29 protein-coding genes, 5 tRNA genes and 1 rRNA gene are annotated in these 26,671 nt (G+C 42.7%); 33 read left to right on the top strand and 2 right to left on the bottom strand.

The window, feature by feature from the left end; genetic code table 11:
• The first annotated feature begins 7 nt into the window (after nucleotides 1-7).
• The 24 genes from PHH40_02895 to PHH40_02780 all read left to right on the top strand — a co-directional run bounded on the left by PHH40_02895 (nucleotide 8) and on the right by PHH40_02780 (nucleotide 13,318).
• Nucleotides 8-781: a tetratricopeptide repeat protein gene (locus PHH40_02895; protein ID MDD2766683.1), complete on the top strand. Its 774-nt coding sequence runs from the start codon at nucleotides 8-10 to the stop codon at nucleotides 779-781.
• Between the two features lie 152 nt (nucleotides 782-933).
• Nucleotides 934-1,006: transfer RNA gene (locus PHH40_02890), tRNA-Thr, on the top strand.
• A gap of 26 nt (nucleotides 1,007-1,032) precedes the next feature.
• Nucleotides 1,033-1,115 (top strand) — tRNA-Tyr (locus PHH40_02885).
• Nucleotides 1,116-1,600: 485 nt separating this feature from the next.
• Nucleotides 1,601-1,972 (top strand): hypothetical protein, encoded by a 372-nt coding sequence (locus tag PHH40_02880; protein ID MDD2766682.1) that lies wholly within the window; start codon nucleotides 1,601-1,603, stop codon nucleotides 1,970-1,972.
• A gap of 199 nt (nucleotides 1,973-2,171) precedes the next feature.
• Nucleotides 2,172-2,244: transfer RNA gene (locus tag PHH40_02875), tRNA-Thr, on the top strand.
• Nucleotides 2,245-2,323: 79 nt separating this feature from the next.
• A complete protein-coding gene (gene rpmG / locus PHH40_02870; GenBank protein MDD2766681.1) occupies nucleotides 2,324-2,476 on the top strand; it encodes a 50S ribosomal protein L33 in 153 nt (50 codons plus the stop codon).
• Nucleotides 2,477-2,583: 107 nt separating this feature from the next.
• Nucleotides 2,584-2,654, top strand: a tRNA-Trp gene (locus PHH40_02865).
• Between the two features lie 42 nt (nucleotides 2,655-2,696).
• Nucleotides 2,697-2,768, top strand: a tRNA-Glu gene (locus tag PHH40_02860).
• 253 nt (nucleotides 2,769-3,021) lie between these two features.
• Entirely contained in the window at nucleotides 3,022-3,948 is a 927-nt protein-coding gene (gene pyrF / locus PHH40_02855; GenBank protein ID MDD2766680.1) for an orotidine-5'-phosphate decarboxylase, read from the top strand.
• Between the two features lie 44 nt (nucleotides 3,949-3,992).
• Entirely contained in the window at nucleotides 3,993-4,700 is a 708-nt protein-coding gene (gene pyrE / locus PHH40_02850) for an orotate phosphoribosyltransferase (GenBank protein MDD2766679.1), read from the top strand.
• Between the two features lie 96 nt (nucleotides 4,701-4,796).
• Nucleotides 4,797-5,141, top strand: a complete 345-nt coding sequence (locus PHH40_02845) for a hypothetical protein (protein MDD2766678.1) — start codon at nucleotides 4,797-4,799, stop codon at nucleotides 5,139-5,141.
• 8 nt (nucleotides 5,142-5,149) lie between these two features.
• Complete coding sequence (locus PHH40_02840) at nucleotides 5,150-5,863, top strand: ribonuclease H-like domain-containing protein (protein ID MDD2766677.1); 714 nt, start codon at nucleotides 5,150-5,152, stop codon at nucleotides 5,861-5,863.
• Nucleotides 5,864-6,202: 339 nt separating this feature from the next.
• A complete protein-coding gene (locus PHH40_02835) occupies nucleotides 6,203-7,279 on the top strand; it encodes a polyprenyl synthetase family protein (protein ID MDD2766676.1) in 1,077 nt (358 codons plus the stop codon).
• Nucleotides 7,280-7,333: 54 nt separating this feature from the next.
• Complete coding sequence (gene uppS, locus PHH40_02830; GenBank protein ID MDD2766675.1) at nucleotides 7,334-8,062, top strand: polyprenyl diphosphate synthase; 729 nt, start codon at nucleotides 7,334-7,336, stop codon at nucleotides 8,060-8,062.
• A 199-nt stretch (nucleotides 8,063-8,261) separates the two neighbouring features.
• Nucleotides 8,262-8,483 carry a translation initiation factor IF-1 gene (gene infA / locus PHH40_02825; GenBank protein MDD2766674.1) on the top strand — a complete coding sequence of 74 codons (222 nt, stop codon included), beginning with the start codon at nucleotides 8,262-8,264 and terminating at the stop codon, nucleotides 8,481-8,483.
• A gap of 30 nt (nucleotides 8,484-8,513) precedes the next feature.
• Nucleotides 8,514-8,627: a 50S ribosomal protein L36 gene (gene rpmJ / locus PHH40_02820; GenBank protein ID MDD2766673.1), complete on the top strand. Its 114-nt coding sequence runs from the start codon at nucleotides 8,514-8,516 to the stop codon at nucleotides 8,625-8,627.
• 86 nt (nucleotides 8,628-8,713) lie between these two features.
• Nucleotides 8,714-9,103, top strand: a complete 390-nt coding sequence (gene rpsM / locus PHH40_02815) for a 30S ribosomal protein S13 (GenBank protein ID MDD2766672.1) — start codon at nucleotides 8,714-8,716, stop codon at nucleotides 9,101-9,103.
• 101 nt (nucleotides 9,104-9,204) lie between these two features.
• Nucleotides 9,205-9,588 (top strand): 30S ribosomal protein S11, encoded by a 384-nt coding sequence (rpsK, locus tag PHH40_02810; GenBank protein MDD2766671.1) that lies wholly within the window; start codon nucleotides 9,205-9,207, stop codon nucleotides 9,586-9,588.
• Between the two features lie 31 nt (nucleotides 9,589-9,619).
• The gene (gene rpsD, locus PHH40_02805; protein ID MDD2766670.1) at nucleotides 9,620-10,252 is read left to right on the top strand and encodes a 30S ribosomal protein S4; all 633 of its coding nucleotides are present in this window, start codon (nucleotides 9,620-9,622) and stop codon (nucleotides 10,250-10,252) included.
• A 91-nt stretch (nucleotides 10,253-10,343) separates the two neighbouring features.
• The gene (rpoA, locus tag PHH40_02800; protein ID MDD2766669.1) at nucleotides 10,344-11,126 is read left to right on the top strand and encodes a DNA-directed RNA polymerase subunit alpha; all 783 of its coding nucleotides are present in this window, start codon (nucleotides 10,344-10,346) and stop codon (nucleotides 11,124-11,126) included.
• 25 nt (nucleotides 11,127-11,151) lie between these two features.
• The gene (rplQ, locus tag PHH40_02795) at nucleotides 11,152-11,517 is read left to right on the top strand and encodes a 50S ribosomal protein L17 (protein MDD2766668.1); all 366 of its coding nucleotides are present in this window, start codon (nucleotides 11,152-11,154) and stop codon (nucleotides 11,515-11,517) included.
• A gap of 9 nt (nucleotides 11,518-11,526) precedes the next feature.
• Nucleotides 11,527-11,943 (top strand): 50S ribosomal protein L13, encoded by a 417-nt coding sequence (gene rplM / locus PHH40_02790; protein MDD2766667.1) that lies wholly within the window; start codon nucleotides 11,527-11,529, stop codon nucleotides 11,941-11,943.
• Between the two features lie 120 nt (nucleotides 11,944-12,063).
• A complete protein-coding gene (rpsI, locus tag PHH40_02785; GenBank protein ID MDD2766666.1) occupies nucleotides 12,064-12,480 on the top strand; it encodes a 30S ribosomal protein S9 in 417 nt (138 codons plus the stop codon).
• A gap of 415 nt (nucleotides 12,481-12,895) precedes the next feature.
• Complete coding sequence (locus PHH40_02780; GenBank protein ID MDD2766665.1) at nucleotides 12,896-13,318, top strand: hypothetical protein; 423 nt, start codon at nucleotides 12,896-12,898, stop codon at nucleotides 13,316-13,318.
• A 64-nt stretch (nucleotides 13,319-13,382) separates the two neighbouring features.
• Here PHH40_02780 and PHH40_02775 read toward each other — a convergent pair whose 3' ends face one another.
• Complete coding sequence (locus PHH40_02775) at nucleotides 13,383-14,501, bottom strand: HD domain-containing protein (protein ID MDD2766664.1); 1,119 nt, start codon at nucleotides 14,499-14,501, stop codon at nucleotides 13,383-13,385.
• A 32-nt stretch (nucleotides 14,502-14,533) separates the two neighbouring features.
• Nucleotides 14,534-16,009, bottom strand: coding sequence for a PEGA domain-containing protein (locus PHH40_02770; protein ID MDD2766663.1), 1,476 nt, complete (start codon nucleotides 16,007-16,009; stop codon nucleotides 14,534-14,536).
• Between the two features lie 138 nt (nucleotides 16,010-16,147).
• Here PHH40_02770 and PHH40_02765 point away from each other — a divergent pair, with 138 nt between their 5' ends.
• The 9 genes from PHH40_02765 to PHH40_02725 all read left to right on the top strand — a co-directional run bounded on the left by PHH40_02765 (nucleotide 16,148) and on the right by PHH40_02725 (nucleotide 26,671).
• A complete protein-coding gene (locus tag PHH40_02765; protein ID MDD2766662.1) occupies nucleotides 16,148-16,651 on the top strand; it encodes a hypothetical protein in 504 nt (167 codons plus the stop codon).
• 520 nt (nucleotides 16,652-17,171) lie between these two features.
• Nucleotides 17,172-18,668: ribosomal RNA gene (locus PHH40_02760) — 16S ribosomal RNA — on the top strand.
• Nucleotides 18,669-19,141: 473 nt separating this feature from the next.
• On the top strand, nucleotides 19,142-21,511 hold the full coding sequence (locus PHH40_02755) for a hypothetical protein (protein ID MDD2766661.1): 2,370 nt from the start codon (nucleotides 19,142-19,144) through the stop codon (nucleotides 21,509-21,511).
• 463 nt (nucleotides 21,512-21,974) lie between these two features.
• Nucleotides 21,975-22,382, top strand: coding sequence for a type II toxin-antitoxin system PemK/MazF family toxin (locus PHH40_02750; GenBank protein ID MDD2766660.1), 408 nt, complete (start codon nucleotides 21,975-21,977; stop codon nucleotides 22,380-22,382).
• Nucleotides 22,383-22,872: 490 nt separating this feature from the next.
• Nucleotides 22,873-23,790, top strand: coding sequence for a hypothetical protein (locus tag PHH40_02745; protein MDD2766659.1), 918 nt, complete (start codon nucleotides 22,873-22,875; stop codon nucleotides 23,788-23,790).
• A gap of 466 nt (nucleotides 23,791-24,256) precedes the next feature.
• Nucleotides 24,257-24,625, top strand: a complete 369-nt coding sequence (locus PHH40_02740) for a hypothetical protein (protein ID MDD2766658.1) — start codon at nucleotides 24,257-24,259, stop codon at nucleotides 24,623-24,625.
• A 76-nt stretch (nucleotides 24,626-24,701) separates the two neighbouring features.
• Nucleotides 24,702-25,244 carry a sigma-70 family RNA polymerase sigma factor gene (locus PHH40_02735; GenBank protein MDD2766657.1) on the top strand — a complete coding sequence of 181 codons (543 nt, stop codon included), beginning with the start codon at nucleotides 24,702-24,704 and terminating at the stop codon, nucleotides 25,242-25,244.
• Nucleotides 25,229-25,726 (top strand): hypothetical protein, encoded by a 498-nt coding sequence (locus PHH40_02730; protein ID MDD2766656.1) that lies wholly within the window; start codon nucleotides 25,229-25,231, stop codon nucleotides 25,724-25,726. Before PHH40_02735 ends, PHH40_02730 begins: the two co-directional genes overlap by 16 nt.
• A gap of 45 nt (nucleotides 25,727-25,771) precedes the next feature.
• Complete coding sequence (locus PHH40_02725) at nucleotides 25,772-26,671, top strand: DUF2892 domain-containing protein (GenBank protein MDD2766655.1); 900 nt, start codon at nucleotides 25,772-25,774, stop codon at nucleotides 26,669-26,671.

The raw sequence follows: 26,671 nt of genomic DNA, 5'->3' as shown, positions 1-26,671 counted from the left end.
AATTCTCATGTGGTATCTCATTGTCCCTCCAATTGTCATCGTGCTGAGTGTACTGTTTGCATTGTGGTATCTTTCTCGAAAGGGTGTTGATCCTGTAGTAGTGGACAAAATTTCTCAGTTAGAAAGTACCGCAGGAGAGCAGATTGCTTTTTCTCGAACAAAACATTTTTCTCTACATCTATTAGAAAAAATGACCTATCGCTTCAAAGTGATGTCTCTTCGAATGCACAATACACTAAGTGATATGACGCAGTCTCTGAAAGAAAAGCAGAAACATTTTCAGAAACCAATATCGGTACAAGAAGAAGTATCCGATGGTAGTGGGGATACGATCGAGACAAATGATACGGAAATCCCAGTGATTAGACGATCTCGAGTTGAACGTTTTCGTATTTTTGAAAAACAGGAAAATACCAGAGTTTCTCTCGATGTGCAATCAGATGTTGTGAAGGACATACAGCTGAGTGCTCCAGTAGAACAGGAACAAGAACAAGATGCTCTTCGCCCAATGGTGAGTGAGGCAATGGTTCGTCCTGAGAGAATATCTGTCAAGAAAAAATCTGTCAGTGTCGCACAAGAAGAAACCCTGATTGCACATATCGCTGTGAATCCAAAAGACTTCAGTGCGTATGAAGAACTCGGGGATTATTATCTCGAGATTGGTAATATCAAAGATGCTAAAGAATGCTACCGACAAGTGCTCCGACTGAGTCCTGTCCAACGCATGGCAAAAATCAAGATTCGTCGTTTGGAAAAAATTCTCCTTCAGAAAGAAGTATAGAAGCTATACTTGTCTCGGAAGAAAAAAAGAAGTAGAATAATGAAATGCCACCTTAGCTTACCTGCCCGCAATGCTTCGCATAGCGATGCAGGCGGGGTTGGTAGATGAAGTGGGAAAAATGTGATTACAGAGTAGAGTTTTAGAGAGGAGATGCCACCTTAGCTCAGTTGGTAGAGCGACGGTTTTGTAAACCGTGGGTCGTCAGTTCAAGTCTGACAGGTGGCTCAAAAGAAGGACAAGAGATATGGTATGGGTAGGTGGTAGAGTGGTCTATTACAACAGACTGTAAATCTGTCGGCTTCGGCCTTCGGGGGTTCGAATCCCTCCCTGCCCACAAAATAAAATAACTTCCGAAAGGAAGTTTTTTTATTTTTGGCAGGAGAAAGCCAACTACTTGGCTTTCGAGAGGGATGAGAAAGTCGGAACGATGTATGAGTTTGCTCGCAGAGCAAGGCGAATACCGTGAGACGGGGACGCGAAATTTTTCCGTCAGGAAAAATATTTGTGACCGAATCTAAATATGCTTGGCTTTTGAAAAACCCAGGCTCTGGAGGAGTCGCGGTGCCTCCGGCACAGCGATGGTGGAGGAGGAATCCCTCTTCAAATTTGTTTGGCTTTCGAGAAGTGCGACGGCAAGAAAAATATTTGTGACTGAATCCCATAATATATAATGATGGGTTAAAAATCCTCGTTTTTGTTATTTAGGATAGGATTCGAATGGACCATTGACTCTTAGTCTTATTCGTGATTATCTTATTACATCTTGCCTGTGTTGGCATGTGTTCTGGAATGAGAGGTTTTTTCATGCGCCAAATTCAAATGGAAGATCTGGGGACGATCCGCTTCATTTCCGTCCCACGCGGGGGAGCACCACTCCAGATCCGTGAGCAGTGGATCGGGGTCGAGGTGCCGTGTCTGTTTTCACACGACGGAGTGCCATCAAACGCAGGTGACACGATGCATGATGTGGAGACGGGACTTGAAGTCCTGGACTACCCCGGCTACATCGTGCTCCAGACGCACGCAATCGAAGCGCTTCAGCAAAAATCTCCTGAAGCGGCCGAGTACTGGATGAGACAGGGTTTTCCGAATCATGCATTCGCTCTGTTTCTCTTTGATCACAACTCCGCGGAAGTCGTGAAGCCGGTCAAGACCCGCCAGGAGTTCTGGCAATGCTTCAATGACGCGTAGACGTCACTTGTTCCCTTCATGCGAAAACTCGCCTTGAGGCCGTATGATATCATTCATCGGCCTTTTTCTTTTTCAAACACTTATTATCAGTTTCTATATTTCTCTGAATGAAACAACTGAATTAATCTCTTCGTCCATAAGATTTTTCTTGCCAGAGCACACATTTCTTGATAGTCTATACAAAGTGCTTTGAAAGTATGCCGTTGTAGCTCAGTTGGTAGAGCACGTCATTGGTAATGACGAGGTCATCGGTTCAATCCCGATCAACGGCTCAGGTTGACGAATAGCCTTCTTTCAGGTAGAGTAGAAAGGCTTTGTAAATAGCTAGTAAAGAAGAGTGTTATGGGACAGATAAAAGATACCATGGTAAAACTGAAGTGTTCTCTGTGTAGTCGTATCACACATTACACCAAGCGCAATAAGAAAAAGGTGAAAGAAAAGCTTGCTCTTTCGAAATATTGTCGTTTTTGTAAGAAGAACACTCCTCACGCTGAGAGCAAATAATCAAGCAACAGTTAACAAAAAACAGTAAGCACGATAGAATGATAGTATCTGCTTTTTGTTAAATGGTTAACTGTTTTTTGTTTGTTGAATTTTCAGAAAAAAGGCACGGGAGCGTCGTATAATGGTAGTACAGCGGCCTCCAAATCCGCTTGCGTAGGTTCGATTCCTACCGCTCCTGCTAAGAAGGTTTTCCATAGTTATTATGGAAAAGTTTCTTTACGGCCCTATCGTCTAATGGTTAGGACACCAGGTTCTCATCCTGGTAACAGGGGTCCGATTCCCCTTAGGGCTACAACGAAGTTGAAGACATAAAGTACGCCAACTCCTGTCTGCCGACAGGCAGGGCTTGGCACATGTCTAGTAAAAATTCTCCGCCTGTTGGTAGGGGATTTTCTCTTTTTGAGGCCATTTCCCCGTTTGACAAAAGCGGGGAAGATTTGTATGCTGTAACATCAGCTTTGAGCTGATTTTTTGTAAACTTAACAACTGGAGATTTAAAAATGAATATCAAATCGTCGACTTTTGTGGATCGGCTTCAAGCCGCAATGATTGCGAAAAAAAGCGTACTTTGCGTCGGGCTCGATCCCCAGTTTCAATTCATGCCATTGCATCTTGTTGATGTCGTGGTTGCCAAACATGAGAAAACATGGGAGGCTCTTGGGCACTTGTACTATGATTCCAATGTGGCAATCATCGACGCCATTGAACCATTTGCTGTCGCCGTGAAACCGCAATTGGCTTTTTACACCGGCAGCCATTTTTTGTCTTGGGCATTCGAGGCGACTATCGCCTATGCTCACAGCAAGGGCCTTCTCGTCATCAACGATGCTAAGTGCACTGACGGCGGAGAAACAGCAAAGGCCTACGCGGGCGCACACATTGGTGGAATCCCATTTTTCGATGGGGAAATAAAAGAAACCTCAATTCGTGCTGATGCTGTGACTGTTGGCGCCGGGTACATTGGCGAAGCTGGCGTTCTGCATTTTGTGAATCAAATCAAGACTCATGGCACGGGCGCTTTTGTTGTCGACAAGACATCGTTTGCACCTAACTCTGCGGTTGAGCAATTGGTGACACAGAGTTGTTTTACCGTTTGGGAAGAGCTGGCCAAGCTCGTTAGTGTGTGGGGCGAAGGTACAGAGGGCCAGAACGGCTATCGCAATTTGGGCGTTGTCATGGGAGCGACTTTTCCTGAAGACGCAGTCAAAATGCGAAGAATTCTTCCGAAAGGACTGTTTCTTGGCCCGGGTTATGGTGGTCAGGGCGCTACGGCGAATGACTGCGCAGCGCTGTTCAACGACGATGGCTTTGGTGCTGTTATCAATTCATCACGTGGTGTGACCGGCGCTTGGGCAAAGGGGCAATTTGCTTGTGATTCGAAATATTTCGCACAAGCAGCTGCGAAGTCTGCCGAGTTTTCACGCGATGATCTGAACGCTGGTCTCAAACGGGCTGGCAAGTATCCATTTTGAATTTCAACCAACCAACTCGCATCGCGAGAGAAAGAAGACTTATCATGATAGAATCTCTTATCCCATCCGCTGAAGAATTCGTTTCTTACGCGTTACGCATCAGGGCTCTGGAGTTGGTTCCGGAGGGGCGCAAACTGAAGAGTGGGCGGTCCTCGCCCTACTTCTTCAACTCTGGTTTGTTTAATACCGGAGGCACCCTCTCTGAACTTGCCAAAGCGTATGCTGTCAATGTCTATAAGGACGAACTCAAGTATGGTCGTCCGGATGTCATTTTCGGCCCAGCATATAAGGGCATTCCATTGGTCGCTGCCGTTGCGGCGACTCTCGGCAACAGTATTGAGTACGCCTTTAACCGCAAGGAAGAAAAAGACCATGGCGAAGGTGGTATTGTTGTCGGTAGCACATCGCTTCAAGGAAAAAAAGTCCTTGTCGTCGACGATGTCATGACGACGGGAACATCTTCTGGGGAAGCGGTCGAAATTATTCGTGTCAATGGTGGTACTCCTATCGGTTGTGTGATTGCATTCGATCGGCAGGAACGAAGTAAAGACGGTAATTTGTCGGCCGTGCAGGAATTTGAACAGAATTACGGCATTCCTGTTCGTGCTGCTGCGACACTCTCTGATCTCATTGGGGTTTTGCAGTGCTACTGTGATTCCTACGATCCAAGCGACATCAACAATAACGCAGAACCGCCATTTGAGGCACTCAGGAAGATACTTGCTTACCGGGAGCAGTACGGCGTCTCTTGAGTTTTTTGTTCAAAAGGGTACCGAGTGCAAATGCACCACGGGCCCTGTTTTTTTATGCTACAATATGGGTGAGATAATGATAAAGAAACAATTATTATGAATATCCTCGAACATCCAGAGTACGTTCTCCCATCGAAAGAGCAAGAACAAGAAAGGGCAGAAAGATTCCTCTTAGCAAAGAATCTGGTGCAGTATTATTTTGCTTCATTGGATTACAGAAATACCCATCCTGATGAAGAAACGGTTCCAGAATCAGAACAGGAAAAAAAAGTAGAGGAATACGGAGCACTTTTCGAAGAATGGTATGAAAGTAAGGAGGGTATGCAGGCTCTCAACACATATATCGAAACACATGAGAGCGAAGCAATTATAGAGGAAAAGGATATGAGTAATCTCGTTCAATCATTTCTCGCCTTCAGAAATCGTACACACCCACTATAAGAAAGCGTATGCACACCCTCATTTTCGATATTGAAACCGTTGGAGAAGATTTTGACACGCTCGATGAGACGAGTCAGGAAGCACTCACTCGTTGGATCAAACGAGAATCAGAAAATGAGACTGAATATGCCGGAGCATTGACGGATCTGAAAAATGGTATGGGATTCTCACCTTTGACAGGGCGTATAGTTGCTATCGGTATTTATGATAGTGAGCGTGAAAAAAGTGCGGTATATTTTGAATCTTCATCAGTGAAGGTAGAAGAAAGTTTCGAAGAAGGAGAGTGCAAGTGTACCGTGATGACAGAAAAAGAAATGCTCCAGAGATTCTGGGAGATCGCTGGAAAGTACGATACGTTCGTCACATTCAATGGTCGACAGTTCGATGTGCCGTTCCTCATGGTGCGTTCTGCTATACACGGTATTCGTCCGACAAAAAATCTGCTCTCGAATCGGTATCTGAATTCTCAGGCGAGAGGAGCACATCATATAGACCTCTTTGATCAATTGACATTTTACGGCGCGATGAGAAAGAAGGGGAGCCTCCATCTCTGGTGTCGAGCTTTCGACATCGAGAGTCCGAAAATACAGGGAGTCGATGGTGATGATGTGAAAACACTGTTTGAAAATGGAAGATCATCAGACATCGCACGATATAACGCTCGCGATGTACGAGCGACGCATGAGCTCTACAAGAAATATAAAGACTTTTTGCAATTTTAGTATCTTTTTTCAAATCTTTTTCTCACAAGTAACCTCTCATATAGAAGGGATATTTCTATCCAACAACCAAAAGCCAATTTTTCATCATCGTTCCACCTCTCACAAGAGCTTTCAGTGTTACGAAAAAAGTAGTCCCCAATCTACACAATCATAACTTCTTTTTTCGATCTGAGAGCTCTTGCTCAGTCAGTGTGGAAAGGATGCTGAAAAATTCTTTTGGTTATTGAAAAAGAAAAGAGGATTGTACTTCAAATGAGAGTGGAAGACTTTTCCCTTGTTTTTGGTTTTCTTTCTTGATATACTTTCAAGCGTGTTTGACTATCTCTAAAAGGGGAATATATGCAGATAGAGAATGAATTAAAGGTTTTCAAAGAACGTCTTGATCCGAAAATTGGGGCGTATTTTGACAGGGCTATCGAAACAGCGGAAAAAGAAGATGTTTTCATCACTGATGCCCTGCGATATTCTCGGAAATTCGTTTTGGCTGGTGGCAAGCGATTGCGAGCCGCTTTTATGTATTATGGATATATCGGAGCTGGAGGGAAAGATGAGGAGGCTATATTGACCACTTCGATGAGTATAGAGTTGGTACATGCATTCCTCCTTGTTCACGACGATATCATCGACAACGATGACACCCGACACGGCATAGCGACTATTCATCGTCACTACACCGATATCGGGAAATCACTGTTCGCAAACAAAGATACGCGACACTTTGGAGAATCTATTTCTATCGTTATTGGTGATATTCTCGGTGCCTTTGGAAATGATATAATCTTTTCTTCTTCTTTTCCTCTTGAACAGAAATTCCGTGCTCTTTCGAAATTGCAAGAAATCGTTTCTTTTACTGCCATCGGACAAATGAAAGATATCTATATAGAATATATGGGCAAGGCAAGTGAAATGGAAATCCTTTCGATGTATCGGAATAAAACAGCAAAGTATACTATCGAAGGGCCACTCTATCTCGGCGCTCTTCTCGCTGGAGCATCCAAAGAGCTTCTCGAAGGATTCTCAGCATACGCCCTTCCTCTCGGCATCGCGTTTCAGATTCAAGACGATATATTGGGGATATTCGGAGATGCGAAACGTCTCGGTAAGCCTATAGGATCAGATATCTCTGAAGGAAAAATCACCTTGCTCGTGTCTCGTGCTCTCCGTGATGGGACACTTGATGAACGAAAACGTATCACTGAGATACTCGGACTCGGAGAACAATTGACCGAAAGAGATTGTCAGGAATTCCAGTCCCTTATTGAATCCACAGGAGCACTCCAAGGAACGAAAGAGCTCGCTTCCGCGTATATCGATGAAAGCAAGCAAGCACTGAAGAATATAGAAGCATTGCTCAATCCTCGAGCGTACGACTTTCTTTCTTCAGTCGCTGAGTATATGATGAAACGTGAATATTAGAGGCGAAATAATAGGCTTCTTGAAAGAATTTTGGATAACAAGTATGGTGAATATATGAATCTCAAAGCAACAAATACAATAGGAGAAAGTCAGTATCTTCCTCGTCACATGGTGATTATTCCTGATGGAAATAGACGTTGGGCAACGGAACGTGGTCTGGAACCGTGGGAAGGACACGAGGCCGGAGCAAAGAACACTGAAAGACTGATTCGCGAAGCCAAACGTCTTGGTATACAGGAGATGACGTTTTGGGGATCTTCTCTCGAGAATCTTGTGAAAAGGCCAGTACTGGAAAGCAAAGCGCTTCTCCGAATTTATGAGACATACTTCAAAGAATTGCTTGAGAGTGATGATATCCATAAAGATGAGGTAAAAATTCGTTTTATAGGACGGTGGGAAGAGCAGTTTCCTTCTTCTCTCAAGAAGATTCTCTACGAGTGTATCGATGCAACAAAAAACTATAACAAGCATTTTCTCAATTTTCTCCTTGCTTATAGTGGAGATGATGAGATGCTAAACGCAGTGAAAACTCTGAGTCAGTCGAAAGACACCGAGATAACGCGAGAATCTCTCAAGAATGCTTTGCTGACAAGGGATCTGCCACCAGTAGATCTGCTCATCCGTACAGGAGGAGAACCTCATCTTTCGGCAGGGTTTATGATGTGGGATATCGCGAATACCCAATTCTTTTTTTCGGAGAAATATTACCCAGATTTCGATGAATCCTGTCTACGGGATGCTCTGACTGACTACACGTCTCGTGGACGGCGGTTCGGGAGTTAGGTGCGGGGTTGACAAGAATACGATACCTGCTACAATAAGACTACATTTTGAAAAATTGTAGAGATTCAGAAGAGAGGTTTTGCTTTGGTCATAATCTTTATGAATAAAGGTCTTTTCTCCGAAGTAAAATATCCTCTTTTTTCGTAGTGAAAGAAAGTATATCTTTTGAATTTTTGCGTTTTATAGTAGAGAGTAATATATGGGAAACAACAAGGAGTTGATCAAAGTCGAAGGAGAAGTTTTGGAAACTTTACCGAGTACGACATTTCGTGTTCGCCTCGATAATGGTCATGAAGTCCTCGCCCACATCTCTGGCCGTATGCGTGTCCACTATATTCGTCTTTTGCCAGGTGATCGTGTTACGCTCGAAATGAGCCCATATGATTTGAGTAAAGGAAGAATCATACTGCGCAATAAATAATCGTATTTTTGAAAAAGTTGAAAAGAATCTATGAAAGTAAGAGCTTCAGTAAAAAAAATTTGTGCTCACTGCAAAATTGTAAAACGCCGAGGAAAGGTGTTCGTTATTTGTGTGACTCCAAAACACAAACAACGCCAAGGATAAGTCTTTTGACAAGTTTGCAGAGAAGATAAATTAAGTATCGAGTCGTCGTAAGACATATAAGCTAAAAACCTACAACTGAGAGTACTATGATAAGAATTGCCGGAATCAACATTCCAGATAACAAAAGAATAGAAATCGCATTGACGTATGTTTTCGGTATAGGTCTTTCTACGAGTCAGAAGATCCTCGAAGAACTCTCAATTGATGTGAATACTCGTACCAAAGACGTTTCTTCCGAAGATGCCAATCGTCTCCGAGAAGTAATCGAAAAAAAGTTTCGTGTAGAAGGTGAGCTTCGTCACGTTGTCAGAGGAAATATCAAACGTCTGAAAGAAATTGGTTGTTATCGTGGCACTCGACATACAAAAGGATTGCCATCTCGCGGTCAACGAACAAAGACAAATACCCGAACCGTACGCGGTAATACCCGTAAAACAATGGGTAGCGGTCGCAAGAAATCATCTGACAAGACATAAAAGTTGCCCCGTGAGTTCATAAGCTAAAACCTACAAGAGAGATAATTATGGAAGAAGTAAAGAAAATCGAAGACACTGGAGTTTCTACTGAAAAAACAGAAGTGGAAACAGCAAAGAAGGTCAAGAAATCAAAGCGTCAAGTTTTGAAAGGCCGAGTCAATATCCAGTGCACCTACAACAATACTATTATTACCATTTCTGATTTGAACGGTGCTGTTTTGGGTTGGTCCAGCTCAGGACATATGAGTTTCAAAGGTGCTAAGAAGTCTACTCCGTACGCAGCGACACAGGTTGTTGCAGATGTGACTGAAAAAGTGAAGAAATATGGCATTCAAGAACTGGAAGTATTTGTCAAAGGAGTAGGAAGTGGACGAGAAGCTTCTATCCGAGCTCTGTCAAACAACGGTTTCAATCTCGTCGGTATCAAAGATCTGACTGCTATCCCTCACAATGGTTGTCGTCCTCGCCGTCCTCGCCGTATTTAGTTAGTCTCGTATAAGTTAGTGAAAATGAACTATGCCAAATAATATTGATTCCAAGTGTAAACTCTGTCGCCGTGCTGGCGAAAAACTCTTTCTCAAAGGAGATCGTTGTTTGTCGCCAAAATGTGCGATGGTACGTCGTCCGTACGCTCCTGGTGTGCATGGTCATAACCCGTCTCGTGGCGGAAGCGAATTCGGAAAACAGTTGGCAATGAAACAGAAAATCAAGCGTTTGTACGGTGTAATGGAACGACAATTCCGACATCATTTCGATGAAGTTCGCAACACGCCTGGCATCACTGGTGATCAGCTGGTATCTCGACTCGAACGTCGTTTGGACAATGTCGTGTATCGTCTCGGATTCGCTGCTTCTCGTGCACAAGCCAAACAACTCGTCAGTCACAAAATGTTTTCTGTCAATGGTACACGTATCAATATTGCTTCATACGAAGTCCGCGTAGGAGATATGATTGAACTGAAGCAGAATAAGAAAGAAAAGCAATTTTTCAAAAATCAGGAAGAAATTCTCAAAAATAAGAAAGATGTTCCACATTGGTTGGAGCTCAATGTTGCCAAGCAATCTGGAAAAATGATCTCGATGCCTTCACCTCAAGATGTCGGTGTCCGTGTCGATGCTCAGATGGTCGTCGAATATTATTCCAAGTAAATCTCTTTCATTTATTTCTAATCATTAGTGTTTCCGGTGAACGGTCCATAGCGATCAGGTCCGACAGTCCATCCGAAACCATCAAAGCCGTATGCAAATCATCACTTCCCCTCAAAAGCCGAAGTACACAGCCATCGGAGTCAATCATGGAAAGATTGAAATCCTCGGATGCTATCCTGGATATGGTACTACTGTTGGTAATGCCCTTCGTCGCGTACTCCTTTCTTCTTTGGAAGGTGCTGCTGCAAAATCTGTGAAAATCAAGGGTGTTTCTCATGAATTTTCTACAATTCCAGGTGTGATGGAAGATGTTGTACAGATCATTTTGAATTTGAAACAGATTCGTTTTCGTCTTCATGGCACAGAGACTGTCAAAATCAGTCTCAAAACCAAAGGAGAAGGTGTTGTCACCGCATCACAGTTCAAGACGACTTCTGATGTCGAAGTAGTAAATGGAGATCATATTATTGCTACTATCACTGACAAGAAAACCGAGCTCGATATGGAAATAGAAGTCGAGAACGGTATTGGTTATGTTCCTGCTGAAAATCGTGAACAAGAAGATCGTGAAATCGGCGTTATCGCTATTGATTCTATCTTCACTCCTGTAAAGCGTGTGAATTATGAAATAGAAAACATGCGTGTCGGTAAGCGTACAGATTATGACAAAGTAACGATTGAAATCATTACTGACGGCAGTATGTCTCCAGTGGAATCCTTCGAAAAAAGTGTTGCCATTCTCGTTTCCCAGTTCTCTTCCCTGACAGGAACAGAAGGGGATGTACCGGAAATCAAAGAAGCTGTCGTAGAGGAAGTTGTTCAAAAGAAAGCAAAGAAGGTATCCAAGAAGAAAAAAGAGGAGAAAGAAGCATAAATGATCCCTTTGTGAGTAAAGAATTATGAAACACAGACATTCAGGACGCGTACTCAGTCGCGGACGAAATCAACGAAGAGCATTGATCAAGACCTTGTTAGGGAGTCTTATTCTTCGTGAACGCATCACTACTACAGAAGCGAAGGCCAAAGAAATCAAAAATTTTATTGACCAAATCGTGAATAAAGCCAAAGTAGGGCGACGTGATCCTGCTCGTCGAACAGCTATCATCCGTGAGTTCCAGGGTCTTATTCCAGAGATGGCATCCAAGAAATTACTCGGTGATTTCAGTGCTCGTTTTGAAGAACGCGTCAGTGGATACACTCGGGTAGTGAAGCTCGAGCGACGCAAGAGTGATAGTGCAGAAATAGCAATTATTGAGTTTGTATAAACGAAACGTATGGCACAGAATAAAAGAACAATGATTGATCGTAAATACCACCTGTTTGATGCAAAGGACAAGGTGCTCGGTCGTTTGTCGACGCAAATCGCTCGCCTGCTTATGGGCAAGCACAAAGTAGGGTACGCTCCACATATCGATGGAGGAGATTTTGTTATCATTATCAACTCCGATGGTCTCGTCGTTACGGGGAAGAAAAATACTGACAAGATGTACCATCGTTTCAGTGGATATCCTGGAGGTATCACTTCGATTAATTTCGAAGACCAAATGAAAAAAGATTCTCGAAAAATTCTCTGGCAAGCAGTGTACAATATGCTCCCGAAGAATGCTTTACGAGGAAAAATGCTTCGCAGACTCCATATCAACAAGGGTGGCGAACATGAAGAGAAGATTATTCACGTGACTCACGAATAAACGTATATGGTAACGAAAGCAACAACTGCAAAAGAAGAGAAAAAAGACGCTCCTAAAAAAGTTGTCAAAAAAGTGGTAGCCAAGAAAAAGGTCGCTACTGTTCCAGCTGTTCCAAAAGTTGTGAAGGAGAAGAAGACTACGGAAGAGCGTTATGTATATGCTGTTGGTCGTCGCAAGACAGCTATCGCACAAGTACGTCTCTATCCGAGCACAGAGACAGAATCTGTCATCGTCAATGATAAGAAGATTCGTGAATATTTTGGTACTCCAGCTCTCGAAACGATAGCCCTCTCTCCTCTGAAACTGACTGGTCTCGAAACTGCCTTCAGAATGTCAGTTGTCGTCCGTGGTGGAGGTCTCCATGGTCAGGCTGATGCGATCAAGCTCGGTGTGGCCCGTTGCCTCATCAAACACGATATTTTGCTCCGTGCGGTGCTCAAATCTGCTGGTATGCTCACTCGTGATGCTCGTGCTGTCGAACGTAAGAAACCAGGACTCAAGAAAGCTCGTCGTTCTCCACAGTGGGCAAAACGCTAGCCACGTCGCTCGCGAGCGACGGTGGTAAATCCATCGAATATATACCGCCCTTTCCGGGGCGGTTTTTTCTTTCTAAGAATTAATTTTTTTAGTTGTCATTCCCGTGAAGACGGGAATCTAGACTTTCTATAAACTATATTCCTGGACCACCGACTTCTCGGGGATGACAGAAATAGGACTCTTGTAATTGAGAGAAATTTATATTTTTTTGCTTTATCTGAGGTGTTTCAAGCAGTCGGAGTATTGACTTGATTGATAAAAAGGTGTATAATACATAATTATTGATGATCCTATCAATAAAGTTCGTGCACAAATTTTGTGGTTTGTGTGTTTTTAAAAAAAAGGAGAAACAATGAGGTTAAAGATTAAAGAGCAGAAACTGTTGGGGCATTTCAGGCAGTTTCCGTTCTCCCTGTTGCACGTGACAACGGGAGGAAAGTTTGGTGTAGGGGAAATAGCTGCGGCTGCGATTGCACTCTCTTCGGTGCATTGTGGCAGATGGGGATGTACGTACGAGGAGATTTCAGATCTCCACCAACGTGCATGTGAAGCTCATCATGCATACCAAACGAGTTATGATGACATCATAGCTCAGTCGTTCAAAACGTTGGAGCATGCGGTCACTCCTGCTTGGTTTCCTGAGATCAAGCAGGTTATCCGGCCCGTGACGTCAGTCCTGTTCCTTATTGCAGGACACGATGCGAGACAACTCACACTAGGGTTGCAGGCGTTAAAGATCAATAGATTTATTGATCACCGGGACACAGAAATCGTCCCACAGCCCAAGTTTATTGACACGCTTTTCGAAGAGTGTCGAAGGAACGGGCGCATCGTCTAGAGCAATTTGTCTGGATGATAGAGACCGCGTATGTGAGACACTCACTACGCGGTTTTTTCTTTTTCTAAGCAATGAATGTTTGTATTTTTTCTTGAGCTCGCGTTTCGGCAGGAGAAAGAGTTTCGTTTTTTTCTGTAGATTGGATTTTTGCATAGAGATCACGCACGACGTATTTCGTGAGTTCGGGTTCGGTGAACTCCGCTTCTGCTTCTCGAATGAGGATTTCGAGAGCGAGGAGGGGGTGGTAAGGGTTTTTGTAGGATCGATCGTCTGAGGTGAGAGCATCGAAAAGATCCATCGATCGGAGGAGAGAGAGCTCGAATCCGAGACGGACAGCAGAGACTTCTGTTTGATAGCGTTCGAGTCTGATTGGTCGCTTCTCGTAATCATGATGATGTGAAGCGATATCAGACGCGACATACATCTTCTGACGTCGTAGGATGGCCTTGGTAGCCTTCTCATGACATTCGAGGACTTTACGGAAAGTATCTTGAAGAGAAATACCGTGGCGACTGAGTTCGGTAAGAGTTTCGGAATTGAATACTTCTTCGATTGGAACGATATTGATCGGATCAAGAGCGTCTTCTGTATAGACTTGCATGAAATAATGATCCAGATCCACTTCGCTTGATTCTTCTACTTTCAGGGGATCAAAATAGTGTTCACTATCATTCTTTTTGGCCCACTCATTCGCTCTTCTTGCCCATTCTCGTCTCGAATGATTGTCATGGAGGAGAGAATGAGGGATGGCTGTTTTTCCGATATCATGGAAAAGGGCGGCAGTGAAGAGTTCTTCGAGAGAGCTCTCTTCCATATCGACACGATTTCTAATGTAGGCTTCTGTCTCACCGCCACCACTCGTCAGATTGTAGACGAAAGAAGCGACTCGAAGAGAATGATCGAACGTCGGTTTGTCATATGCTTCGAGTACGGCTGTGGTTTCCCAGTGTGCCTCTGTGAAATAGGGAATAAATTTTCCGAGAATATTGTTGTTATCAGGAAGAGATTTGAGTCTCTCAATCTGTGCTTGGAGGAGATCCGGATGCTTTTTCAAATTTTCTAAAATAGTATCAAAACCGGAACAGAGCTGTTGCTCGGCAAGTTCTGGATTAGGGGACCCTTCGAGAGACTTTCCTTCTTTTTGAGAGAGAGGTTTTGGAGAGGGTTGTTCATGAAAAACCATAAGAGTATGAAAAAATATTAATGAGGGATGGATTAGAACCCAAGTATTCCTGTTTTTTCTGTGATTGGGATACGGCTCAGTGTCTCTGTATTTCCATCGATATCTGAAACAAAATACAGAAAATTATCCTCAGTATATGAAAGCATCTGACGTATGAGAGTCGGGAAGGTAATAATGTCAGCGATGTTTCTTTGATCCCGATTATCGAGTTCAATCATTTTGGCAGTATTACCAAGCGAGAACAAAACGTGCTCATAATCTGCTCCCCAGACAATATTGCGTATTGGATTTGAGAAGCGTGCTATTTGTAAAATAGTATTGTATTCCCGTATTGGCTGTACTTCCCAGTTACGTACGAAATATACAGCGATTTCATTCTCCGAGAAGAAAAGGAGTTTCTTTCCATCGTCAGAAAACTGGACTCCACGAATATCTTTTTTAGCAATTTCTTTCAGAAAAGTTTCGCCGGGACGAATCGTGTTGTAGAGCCAAAGTTTTCCTGTAGCGTTCTCTTGTACAGCGATTCTTGTTTCATCGTAGAGAATGAGGGTGTAAGGGCTTTGATCAAGAAGATCGAGTGAGAGAGTGGTTATTTGAAGTGGTTCGGTAGGAATGAGATTACTCGATATACGATAAATAATACCGTTCTCATTGTTCAAATAATAGATATTTTGACCAGAAAAATTGTATGCGCGGATACCCTTTTGAATAAGAAGTGGCAAGGTTTCGGTCGTGGCGATATTTACGCGATAAAGTGACAACTCTTCGGTGTAAAGAATATAATCACGATTAGCAGGATCCCAACGAGGATTGTGAAGAGTATGAATCGTTTCTCCCTCTGTGAGATCATTGAGAGACACAACTTGTTTCGTTTTGATATTGACAATGAGATAGGTGACGATGCCATCTTTCTCTGTCGGAACGAGAATGTGCGTATTATCCGGTGACCATTCGATATTGAGAGAGATGTCGAGAGGGAGGGTCGTATGAGCGAGCGAGAGGACTTGTTCGCTCGTGTTGGTGTCTGTATCAAAGATATCTACTGAAAAAATATCCCCTTGTTTTTTGGTGAGAGCAAAAATGCCTTTTTCACGTGATTGAAATATTTTTGTGACGTATGCGGTACTAGGTATTCTTTCGGGAACGATATTTTCTTTTGTGAGAAGTACATTCCAGAATTCTACTGAAAGTCCGCTTTGCACAGTGACTTTCTTGGTCCATGAGGTGTATCCCGGAGCAGATACTCGGATGAAGTGTTCTCCTGGCATGAGGCCTCCGATATGGATAGAACGATTGAGAATGCCGAGTTTTTTCTCCGGAATGAATTCATCATCGACAGTGATATCTACTTTCTCTGGCACTGCTTTGATCGAGATGGAACCAGTGTAGATGAATATACCTCGATCAAAATTGAATCGATAACCAAAGGTGTAGAAAAGCACGCTACTCGTAGTAGAGAAGAACATGAAAACAAAAATCCAGAATAAAAGTGGACGAAAACGGTTCATAGAGCGTGTATATTATGTATGTATTCAGTATACCCTCAAAAGTGGTTTTTTGTGAAGCTAGAGGTATTTTTCTTTTTGACAGCGACTTGCTCTCGGGGTACACTTGAGACGATAATGATTCGTGAGAAAATACTCCCTATGTCACAATTTTTTGATTTCTTGACGTCATTTCAACTCCCAAAAAATATCGCAGGAGATGTTTCTCTCCTGTTTGCTTTTATCGGTCTTAGTCTGACACTCGGGTTTGTCTTTGGACGATTCAAGCTGATCAATATACTGATCAATGTGTATATCTCACTCGCTTTTGTCGGTGTGCTTCCAGAAAGTTTTTTCTCACCATCCGTCTATATGAAAGCGGGAGTTTTTCTCGCGCTTCTTATTTTTCTTACCGCCATTGATAAACGTCTTTTTGACCTACATCTTTCCAACGTCGGAACAGATTTTTTCTGGAGACTTATTGTGACGAGTATCCTTGTGACTGGGATGATCGTCAGTGTGATACTATCCTTTCTCCCACATAAGGTTGCTCTCGGCTTTATTTCTGCTACGGCATTTAGTTATTTTGCTTCACCAATCGCACTTATTTTCTGGATGGCTGTGCCACTCCTTTCACTCCTGTTTATCAACAATCGTTTGAAATAGGTTTTTTGCTTTATAATAGGGTTTTTTCAAATATAATCCGTTGAAAAAATGCTGTAAACTCTTTCTCTAAGACAGGGGCTTGACACACCCTGAAAAGTTGCTATACTGGTGAAGCAACCTATGAGATAAACGCTCAAGTTTGCTTTTGTTTCTCTTTGTTTTTTCCGCCAGTTGGCGGATCAGCCTCGGGCTGACTTTTTTATTGAGTAGATCTCAATGATAAAACGGGTGAAATTTTCTTTAACAATTGAGCCAAAGAGTTTTACTTCATTTACCCTCGTGAAGGAAGTAAAACAAAACAATAAACAATATAGTCACAATTTTTTGTGGTTAGTCCTTGTTTTCTTTTCTTCAGAGATTCAATTCTCAGAAGAGAGAAAATAATTGTAAGAAGCCACGCAAAATTTACTTCGGTAAATCGCGTGGTGAATTACACGGAAGAATCTCTATTCGATAGCAGTGATGCTATCAACTAAATTGAATTTTTTTTCTACCTTCGGGTAGAATTGGATTGAATTTTCTTATTGAGAGTTTGATCCTGGCTCAGGATGAACGCTGGCGGCGTGGATAAGGCATGCAAGTCGAGAGGGTTTAGACCCTCGGCAAACGGGTTCGGATAACATAGGAATTTTCCCTAAAGTCGTGGATAATCCAGAGAAATTTGGAACAATACACGATATGCTCTACGGAGTAAAGATTTATCGCTTTAGGAGAAGCCTATGTCCTATCAGCTTGTTGGTGAGGTAATAGCTCACCAAGGCTATGACGGGTAGGGGGTGTGAGAGCACGGCCCCCAACATTGGAACTGAGACACTGTCCAAACACCTACGGGTGGCTGCAGTCGAGAATATTCCACAATGGACGAAAGTCTGATGGAGCGACGCCGCGTGCGGGATGAAGGCCTTCGGGTTGTAAACCGCTTTTTTCAGGGAGCAATTTCGATGAGAGTACCTGAAGAATAAGAGGTTACTAACTCTGTGCCAGCAGTAGCGGTAATACAGAGACCTCAAGCGTTATCCGGATTTATTGGGCGTAAAGGGCAGGTAGGTGGATATGTTAGTCGGGCGTTAAATCTCGGGGCTCAACCCCGAACAGGCGTTCGAAACGGCATGTCTAGAGGATGTGAGAGATCAGTGGAATTTATGGTGTAGTAGTGAAATGCGTTGATATCATAAAGAACACCCAAGGCGAAGGCAACTGATTGGCACATATCTGACACTGAGCTGCGAAAGCGTGGGGAGCGAATAGGATTAGATACCCTAGTAGTCCACGCCCTAAACGATGCATACTAGGTGCAGGGAGAATCGACCCTTTCTGTGCCGGAGCTAACGCGTTAAGTATGCCGCCTGGGAAGTACGATCGCAAGATTAAAACTCAAAGGAATAGACGGGGATCCGCACAAGTGGTGGAGCATGTGGTTTAATTCGACAGTAAGCGAGGCACCTCACCAAGGTTTGAAATCTAGCTGCAGAGCCCAGAAATGGGATGTCCTTCGAGGGTGCTAGACCAGGTGCTGCATGGTTGTCGTCAGCTCGTGTCGTAAGATGTTCCGTTCAGTCGGGAAACGAGCGCAACCCCTGTGAAGTGTTATATATGTCACTTCAGACTGCCCTCTCATTTGTTCAGAAACAATTTTGTTTGTGATCAGGTGAGAGGGAGGAAGGCGGGGATGACGTCAAATCAGCATGGCCCTTTGACACCTTGGGCGACACACGTGCTACAATGGCCGGAATAAAGGGTTGCCAAATCGCGAGATGGAGCTAATCCCAAAAATTCGGTCTCAGTTCGGATTGCAGGCTGCAACTCGCCTGCATGAAGCTGGAATCACTAGTAATCGTTGATCAGCCACGCAACGGTGAATGCGTTCTCGGATCTTGTACTCACCGCCCGTCACACCAAGAGAGCCGGCAATACCAGAAGGCCCCGGGTTAAATCGGGGACGACGGTAGGGTTGGTAATAAGGGTGAAGTCGTAACAAGGCATCCGTAGCGGAAGCTGTGGATGAATCACCTCCTTTCTAGGGAGATAAAGGTGTACGAATTCTGACTCAAAATCAGGTTCACAACCATTATGGTCGTTCATTGTATAATTAAGTGCCGACGCTTAGGCGAGAGCATTTCTAGCAATGAAACATAATAAAACTAGAGACCTTACGAAAAGGACTAACCGCAAAAGATTATGAATTGTTTATAATTTGGACGCATTCTACCCCAAGATAAAGGAATTTCTTCGGGTAGTACTGTAAGACATTGAAACTCGTCGCAAGACGGGTTTTCTTGTTTTCTGGAAGAAAATTTGATATATACTAGTTTAGAAGTATTTCGGGTGTATAATAAGATAGCTAATGTTACGGAATCAAAATGCTACCAAAATATTATTCGTCAGTGGGGTAGAAAGGAGATTCTGAAGGTCATTTTTTCTGGTCAGCGTAGAGATAGACGTCATAAGAAAGAATACGCCATACGCTTATAGTCAATAATGAGAATTGGTATGTTGCAGTTCGTAAAACTTCTTTGGAGTAAAAAATTAGACATTGTGAAGGCCTTCATTATAGCGTCTGTGTTTTCTGTTGGGTTTCTTCTCTTTTGTTCAACCTTGCTAATGAATGCTCAGAACTTGAATGATGAAACCAAAGCGTTTGTAGAAGTAATAAATATCTGGAGAGTTGTCATAGTGTTTGGGCTTCTGACTCTAGGGTTTAGCATCTTCTCAATAATAAAGAAGAGAATGGCTGGAGTGAAATCGTTCCTGTGGTTTTTTTGGGCAATAGGAACAATTGTTGCAATATTACTTTCTTGGAATATCGGCATACCGAAAATATCAGATTTACTGAAAGTGACTTCGCCAGAAATGAAGGATGTTATATCCTTTTTTATTTTAGCAGCTCTTTCTTTATGGATATTGAGCGTTTCTTACTGTAGAAAGATAGCAAAGCGTTTACAGTTGAATACCCCTATTGCGACTTTAATAGGGATATTCATTCCTATTATATCTGCGCTCATATATACATATGTCAGCAAAGAGAGAGAAGGGAAGATAAAATTGTTACAAGTAATCTTCGGCAGTGTTATTGTTATAGTGCTCATTTCTGTAGCCGTGATCTTTTACATCATAGGAACTCCAGAATATACTTTATACCAAATAAAGAAAGCCATCGTTTCGGAAAACGTTGTTGAGGTGGAGAAATATCTTCACGCTGATGTTACTACAAAAGTTTTCGGTGAAACATCTGATCAATCAGTTGCCTCTCTTTTCAAGACTTTCAATACTTCATTTCTAGAGATTAAAAAACAGAATTCGGAAGTTGCTAAGAATGCCGAAATATTTATTCCAACTGGGCTTACAGGAAAACTGCTCAAGTCTGCACAGGTTGATTATTCAAATAAGGAAATGGCGATACTGTTGGAGTTTGATAGTGAGGGGAGTGCGATATTGAGTGATGTAACGAAAGAAAATGTAGGCAGCACTCTCGCAATCTATTTCGGTGGTCAGCTCGTGAGTACCGCCACTATTCAGTCTGAAATAACCAACGGAGTGATAGTTGTGTCAAATTCTGCTTCATTTTCAAATAACGATCTGGAGGAGTGGGTGAATACGATGGTAGTCCGAATCAATGAAGAGAAGAACGGAATGATTCACGGTTTAAAGATTCAAAAAAAAGCAGTAGATGGTTCTTCGGCTCATATAGCAATCGGTAGAGAACAAAGTGGAACGGGAAGTGGTTTCGATATATCTATGCTTCGTGTGGCTAGGAATCAGTGGATCGTGAATGGGCTCGAGTTTATAAGCGGTGAAGATGGACGAATTCTACCAGATCCAGGAGGCGAAAAAGTAGTTCCATTTTCGTGGAAGTATAAGGGGAAAAACTACTCTTTAGATTTGAGTTTATATGATTCATACTATAACTTTTATCAGTCATCACCGAGTGGCGCTCTCTTTAACGGAGAGTCTGCAGTCGGTTGGTGGGAAAAGAATAATGATGCCTATCTGAGAGAAGTAAATGGAGACGCAACCATAAAAGATCTCGCACAATCATTAAAAGCTATTGGTGACAAGAATAACTTCAATGACAATCAGTTGGCTGAGCTTGTCACCTCACTCGTCCAAACTATCCCGTACGATTTCGAGAAGTTTAATAATAGAGAAGCAGGATTGAACGGCATAAGCGAAAGACCAACGTATCCATATGAAGTTCTCTATGAAAACAAAGGCGTCTGCCAGGATAAAAGCTATCTCGCCTACTTACTTTTGAGAGAGTTAGGGTTCGGTACTTCTTTTTTCCTTTTTCCTGAAGATAAACATATAGCAGTAGGAGTAGAATGCCCTCAGGAATACTCAAATTATGATTCAGGGTACTGCTTCCTGGAGACTACAAGTTTGGGGAATAAAATCGGATCTACACCAAGCATCATAAAGGAGTCAGGAATCGCTGCATCGGAAATTGTACTCAATGATTACGGAACGGATGCAACCGAAGATGCATCAAGTCCTCTCGGGAAGATTGAGGTTTTGAATAAGACAAATGGACTTGTCTATACTGGAATCATCGATACGGTAAATACGCAAAAAGAAATCGACAACCTCCTCTCTACGATACGAAGGATGGACAGGGAACTGTATGCTTCGGATAGGGACCTAGAGAGTCAAGATCAAGAAATCAGCAGAATGATAAATAAGATAAAAAAACTCGAAAAAAATCTTACGCCGAACAATTATGATGATTATATCGATTATTTCTCCAAGTATAAAAAAGCATATAATGCTTTCGAAAAGGATAGAAAGGCATTCAATGCAAGAATTGTTACACGAAATCAATTGAACAATAAATACAACAGCCTTATAAAAAGTTTTTATCAATAAATATGGATTCGTGGCTTTGATTGGGAGGGTGTATAATAAAATTGTAGAGTTTCTGCATGGAGATAGTAAAAAAACATCAAAGGACACCATTTCCAATAGTATGTAAATTCGTTTATTTAGGGAAGTTTTGGATAGTTTAAAGTCTAAGAATTAGGTATTTCCACACTTAAGGAACAGAATAATTCTGTAAATAATTTGGACGCACTCTACCCCAAGATAGAGTCCACCTATGGAGGGGAATTTCTTCAAGTAGTACTGTAAGTTTATCCGCCGTGGAGGGCCCGCCTGCAACGTTATGCCAGCCCGCAGTAGATACAGCGTTTCTGGCGGGCGTAGCATTGCGGGCAGGACATTGAAACCCATCTTATGATGGGTTTTCTTGTTTTTCAAAAAATGTTTTCTCTCTTGACACTTTTTCTCGAAATGTTGTATTATACTATATGTAAGTAGTGTAAACAAAAATATGAAACACATTATCGAATATATAAAAAACTTTGATAAGTGGAATGAAAAGAAAAAGCAAACAGACAAAAAATCTGTTGATCGAGATCTCTTTATTCACGAACGTGAAGTGTGGTGGTGTGCAATCGGGATCAATGTTGGTGTAGAGATTGATGGAAAGAATAATGATTTTGAACGACCAGTGTTACTTGTGAAGAAGTTTAACGGACTGATGTTTTGGGGAATTCCACTTACTTCAAAGGCGAAAGAAAATCCTTATATAGTGAAGGTTGCACATTCAAAAGGAGTATCGTATGCGAATCTTTCTCAATTGCGATTATGGAGCTCTAAACGCATCCTCAGAAAAGTTGGAGTAATTTCAGAAGAAAGTTTCATCGAAGTATTGAAGCGACTCAAAGACTGTTTCTAAAAAAAATCGGACCCACCTTTACAGATGAGTCCTCGGAGGCCGAAGCCACTAATAGATACAGTATACACCTAAAATTGATTTTTGTCAATATTTTCTTCAGGAAAGTGCTGTAAGCCCATCTGCAACGTTATGCCAGCCCGCAGTAGATACAGCGTTTCTGGCGGGCGTAGCATTTCGGGCAGGTTTATCCGCCGTGGAGGGACATTGAAACTCGTCGCAAGATGGGTTTTCTTGTTTTTTTACACGAGAAAGTATCCAGAGTAGACTGAATCTGTTTAATAAGGATTATCGCGAGCGGTTTGAAATGGCTATTGAGAGTATTGTCCAATTGCAGTGTTTCAGAACATAATACGCTGTAATTATGACCTAGGAGGAGAGTCTGTAACAAGCCTTGTTTTTTGTCACTTAGAATGGTATTCAAACTTGGGTATTGACTTTAGTGCACTATTCTGAGAATCTAGTTCAAGGGAGTTCTTTACAGGAGATGTCAATGTTTCGCGAAAATCCGAAAACGGGAGTTCTTGAAGAGTCAGATGCGCTTGGACTTTTCTATAGTCCAGTGACGAATGAATCAGGAAGAATGAGTCGGAGAAATCCTGATACTGGCATAAAGGAGCAGTCTGACTTACTCGGCTTGAGTTGGAGTCCAGTCATCAATGATGCTGGAAAAATGACCCGCACCGACCCAGAGACTAACGAGCTACAGCAGTCGGGTCTCCTCAATCTCTGGTGGGACCCAGTATCGAGGGAAAGTGCTATTGGCAATGATTCCAATGCACACAGTTCTGACTTATCATCGGGTAGTTCACTGAATACCCCTTTGGGTAGTGGCGGAAGCTACGGATATTCTTCAGGAGGCACTAGCTCGGACCCCGTGTGTAAGAGGAGTGGTACTGCTGTGAGTGTACGAGAATCCCGATCTGGGAAAAGTACCGGCGTATCCACGAATAGCAATGCCGGAAGCGCTTCTAGCATGAGCTTGGGAGATATCGCTTGTGTTACCGCCGGAGCTGTCGCGGTTGTGGTTGTAGGAGGCTTCATTGCGTCACTGTTTGAAGACAAGAACGTGATCAAACGATTGCCAGATGTCACTCCACCCCCAAGTAGGGCTCATGTGTATGTCTTCCTGCTTTTTTTGAGTTTTGTAGCAGCGTCATTCCTGCTTTCAGGACTAACTGATGATTTCCATCGGTTTGATCTAACGAAGGTATTCATGGGAGGAATCTGCAGCGTCTTGTGTTTGTTGGGATGGATCTTCGTCATTGACGATGAGAGAAATGAAGAGAAAGAATATCAAATCGCTGTGAAAAAACGTGAAGCTGAAAACAGAGAGATCGATAGGCGAAATAAAGCGTATCTCGAAGAAAAAGCAGCGAGCAAAAAGCGAGCAAAAAATGAAATCATTTGACTCGTCGAAGAGTACACGATTGGCTACTTGGTTCTAAACCTGGTAGCCTTTTTTCTTTTTACGAGAAAGAGGAAACGACCCCACGTTAAAGTATCGGTACTAATCTGACGGGCCCGGAAACAATCGTGCATTAGCTACAGGGGTAGAATGATGCAATGAGGTTTGTTGGATCTTATGTAGAAACCTTCGGGGCAATTGCTGGAGGAAGGCTCGATGGCGGGTGTCAACGTCCGTCAACCAATCGAGCTGACCTATATGAGTGGAGGGGAACCAACAGTTCCCCTCCATCTCTCTCAAAAGTTTTGATATGTCTTTTTGCAAAAACACCCTTGGATAAGCCAAAGTGGTGTTTTTTTGTTTTGGTTCATATTTGATTTTTTATAATGAAAGAAAAGAGGGGCTTGTATTGTAGTAGAAGTAGAGATGTCGCGAAATCTCTCTTAATAAGGAAATAATACAGAATACTATGAACAAAACAACACTGGGACTCGGAGCACTCGCACTCTTCTTGGGTGTAGCAGGTATATCTGCCACAGCACTCGCCTATAGAGGAGATGTGAATGTTCAAGGTCCGAACTATACTCCTGAACGTCATGAGGCGATGGAGAGAGCGTTTGAGAACAAGGATTATAACGCTTGGAAAGATCTGATGCAGGGAAGAGGCAACGTGACACGTGTTATCAATCAGGATAACTTTGCGAAGTTTGCCGAAGTGCATGAACTTTCTGAAGATGGAAAAACAGCTGAAGCACAAAAGGTTCGTCAGGAACTCGGACTTGGACTCCGTAACGGCTCTGGCCAAGGAATGGGAATGGGCAGAGGCATGAATCGTTAAGAGAGTCTGTTTTCTACACGGCCCCGAGAAATCGGGGCTTTGTGGAGAATGGCTCTTGTTCTGTTATACTTCCATTATGGATGAAAACGAAAATCTCACCGATGAAGTTATTGTAGAAAAAGTCAGATCTCTCGATCAGGAACTCTACGTTGTGATTGTTGATCGGTATCAGGGAAAGCTTTTACGCTATGCTATGAGTCTGATCCGAGATGAACACGCGTCTCTTGATATTGTCCAAGAATCTTTTATCAAGGCGTTCGTCAACCTTCAGAGTTTTGATACGAAGAAAAAGTTCTCGAGCTGGATATATCGTATCGTCCACAATGAAGCGATGAATGTGATCAAGAAATATCGAAAAGAAATGCCAATTCTCGATGATATTGATTTCCCGAGTGATGAGAATATCGCAGAGGATTTCGAACAGCAGGAAATCACTGAGACAGTCAAAAAATGCCTCGAAAAAATGCCGATACTCTATTCGGAACCACTCGCACTTCGATATATAGAAGAAAAATCATACGAAGAAATCAGTGATATACTCCACATCCCTCTCGGAACCGTCGCTACTCGTATCAATCGAGCTAAAATAGTAATGAAACGCGTATGTCAAAAGAATTAGAAACGCTCTCAGGATCTGTGATGCAAAAAATCCATACGGATCATATCAAGATGCGTCCCAAGGCGTATTTTGTTCTGGGATCGATACTGACGTTTGTCGGACTGGTTGCATCGATACTGACTTCGATATTTCTTTTCAGTTTGCTGCGATTTTCTCTCCGATCGCACGGTCCGATGGGAGAATATCGATGGGAACAGCTGACGACGAGCTTCCCATGGTGGGCGCTTTTCATCGCTTTTTTTGGTATCATAATTGGCATTTGGTGTCTCAAGCAATATGATTTTTCATATAAAAGAGATGTGAGAATGATCGTTCTCAGATTCATTCTCGCTATCATTGTTTCTGGCTGGATACTTGATATGACAGGACTGAATGACGTCCTCTCTCGTCGAGGTCCGATGAAGAGTATGATGCGACAGTATATACCAGGGGAGAATATACAGCAAAATTCACTGAATGGCGGATGGAGAATGGGTCGGTAAGGATGAGTACTCTTTAAAAAATAATTCAGAATAAAAACTCTTTTTATGGAAATGCGAAAAAATATAGGGACAAAGGAGAGAGTATTTCGTTTAATGGTAGCAGAGGTATTGTTTCTTGGAGCATTCTTCTGGACCGCAACGATGTGGAGTATCGTACTCGCTCTCATAGCGTCTGTCTTTCTTGTGACAGCTCTCATAGGATTTTGTCCGCTCTATACGGTACTTCGTATCGATTGGTCAAAGGACAACGCATCATTTACAGGAAAGTCTCTTATCGGTACTTCACTATTTCTACTTATTATATTATTTGGCGGAGGATATGCAAGTCATTTCTTGACCAAGAAACTCTTTGTTGAGGATTTCAATACAATGAATGCTTTTTACAAACAAACATTGTTCGAAACCGGACAAGAGAAACGAGTAGAATCGATCAAGAATTACGACGCTCTCGTTTCATCTTTCGCACAGTTTCAGGAGAAATATGCCACATACAGACCATTTGCTCTGCGTGGGGATACAGAGTTCGTAGGGGACCTCGATACGGTAGCGATTCTCATCTCTGGTCTCCGTACCGAAATCGAGTCTGGTAATCTAAAAAACGCTCATCTGACATTGGAGAAGATCCGACCGATCACCCAGGAGATGTTTAAGAGAAATGGCTTCTCGATGCTTTCTATCGCGCTGGTAGATTTTCATGATCTGATGGAGCAAGTCCTCGATCCTGCCAATGCAAAAGATGCCGTTGGCGTGATATCTGCGTATCCGCAAGCAAACATCGCACTACAGACAGTAGAAGAAATCGCAAATGACGGAGAAATCCAAGCGATACGAGCGAACCTCGAAGCTATCTTCAAACTGGCTCAAGAAAAAAATATCGAAGCTTTGCCAGCGAAAGCATCAGAACTCAAAAGTAGTTTCGTCAAAGTGTATCTCGTCCGTGGATAA

The organism is Candidatus Moraniibacteriota bacterium (genome assembly GCA_028688415.1).
GTDB lineage: Bacteria > Patescibacteriota > Minisyncoccia > Moranbacterales > UBA1568 > UBA1568.
This window is presented reverse-complemented; position numbering and strand designations above follow the sequence as displayed.

Coding starts and splice junctions, on each gene's coding strand:
- infA (MDD2766674.1), top strand. CDS start 8,262: ATGGGAAACAACAAGGAGTTGATCAAAGTCGAAGGAGAAGTTTTGGAA.
- PHH40_02840 (MDD2766677.1), top strand. CDS start 5,150: ATGCACACCCTCATTTTCGATATTGAAACCGTTGGAGAAGATTTTGAC.
- rpmJ (MDD2766673.1), top strand. CDS start 8,514: ATGAAAGTAAGAGCTTCAGTAAAAAAAATTTGTGCTCACTGCAAAATT.
- rplM (MDD2766667.1), top strand. CDS start 11,527: ATGGCACAGAATAAAAGAACAATGATTGATCGTAAATACCACCTGTTT.
- PHH40_02735 (MDD2766657.1), top strand. CDS start 24,702: ATGGATGAAAACGAAAATCTCACCGATGAAGTTATTGTAGAAAAAGTC.
- PHH40_02845 (MDD2766678.1), top strand. CDS start 4,797: ATGAATATCCTCGAACATCCAGAGTACGTTCTCCCATCGAAAGAGCAA.
- PHH40_02880 (MDD2766682.1), top strand. CDS start 1,601: ATGGAAGATCTGGGGACGATCCGCTTCATTTCCGTCCCACGCGGGGGA.
- PHH40_02770 (MDD2766663.1), bottom strand. CDS start 16,009: ATGAACCGTTTTCGTCCACTTTTATTCTGGATTTTTGTTTTCATGTTC.
- rpsM (MDD2766672.1), top strand. CDS start 8,714: ATGATAAGAATTGCCGGAATCAACATTCCAGATAACAAAAGAATAGAA.
- rpsD (MDD2766670.1), top strand. CDS start 9,620: ATGCCAAATAATATTGATTCCAAGTGTAAACTCTGTCGCCGTGCTGGC.
- PHH40_02765 (MDD2766662.1), top strand. CDS start 16,148: ATGTCACAATTTTTTGATTTCTTGACGTCATTTCAACTCCCAAAAAAT.
- PHH40_02740 (MDD2766658.1), top strand. CDS start 24,257: ATGAACAAAACAACACTGGGACTCGGAGCACTCGCACTCTTCTTGGGT.
- PHH40_02750 (MDD2766660.1), top strand. CDS start 21,975: ATGAAACACATTATCGAATATATAAAAAACTTTGATAAGTGGAATGAA.
- rpoA (MDD2766669.1), top strand. CDS start 10,344: ATGCAAATCATCACTTCCCCTCAAAAGCCGAAGTACACAGCCATCGGA.
- PHH40_02895 (MDD2766683.1), top strand. CDS start 8: ATGTGGTATCTCATTGTCCCTCCAATTGTCATCGTGCTGAGTGTACTG.
- rplQ (MDD2766668.1), top strand. CDS start 11,152: ATGAAACACAGACATTCAGGACGCGTACTCAGTCGCGGACGAAATCAA.
- PHH40_02730 (MDD2766656.1), top strand. CDS start 25,229: ATGTCAAAAGAATTAGAAACGCTCTCAGGATCTGTGATGCAAAAAATC.
- uppS (MDD2766675.1), top strand. CDS start 7,334: ATGAATCTCAAAGCAACAAATACAATAGGAGAAAGTCAGTATCTTCCT.
- PHH40_02775 (MDD2766664.1), bottom strand. CDS start 14,501: ATGGTTTTTCATGAACAACCCTCTCCAAAACCTCTCTCTCAAAAAGAA.
- PHH40_02745 (MDD2766659.1), top strand. CDS start 22,873: ATGTTTCGCGAAAATCCGAAAACGGGAGTTCTTGAAGAGTCAGATGCG.
- PHH40_02725 (MDD2766655.1), top strand. CDS start 25,772: ATGGAAATGCGAAAAAATATAGGGACAAAGGAGAGAGTATTTCGTTTA.
- PHH40_02835 (MDD2766676.1), top strand. CDS start 6,203: ATGCAGATAGAGAATGAATTAAAGGTTTTCAAAGAACGTCTTGATCCG.
- pyrF (MDD2766680.1), top strand. CDS start 3,022: ATGATTGCGAAAAAAAGCGTACTTTGCGTCGGGCTCGATCCCCAGTTT.
- pyrE (MDD2766679.1), top strand. CDS start 3,993: ATGATAGAATCTCTTATCCCATCCGCTGAAGAATTCGTTTCTTACGCG.
- PHH40_02755 (MDD2766661.1), top strand. CDS start 19,142: ATGTTGCAGTTCGTAAAACTTCTTTGGAGTAAAAAATTAGACATTGTG.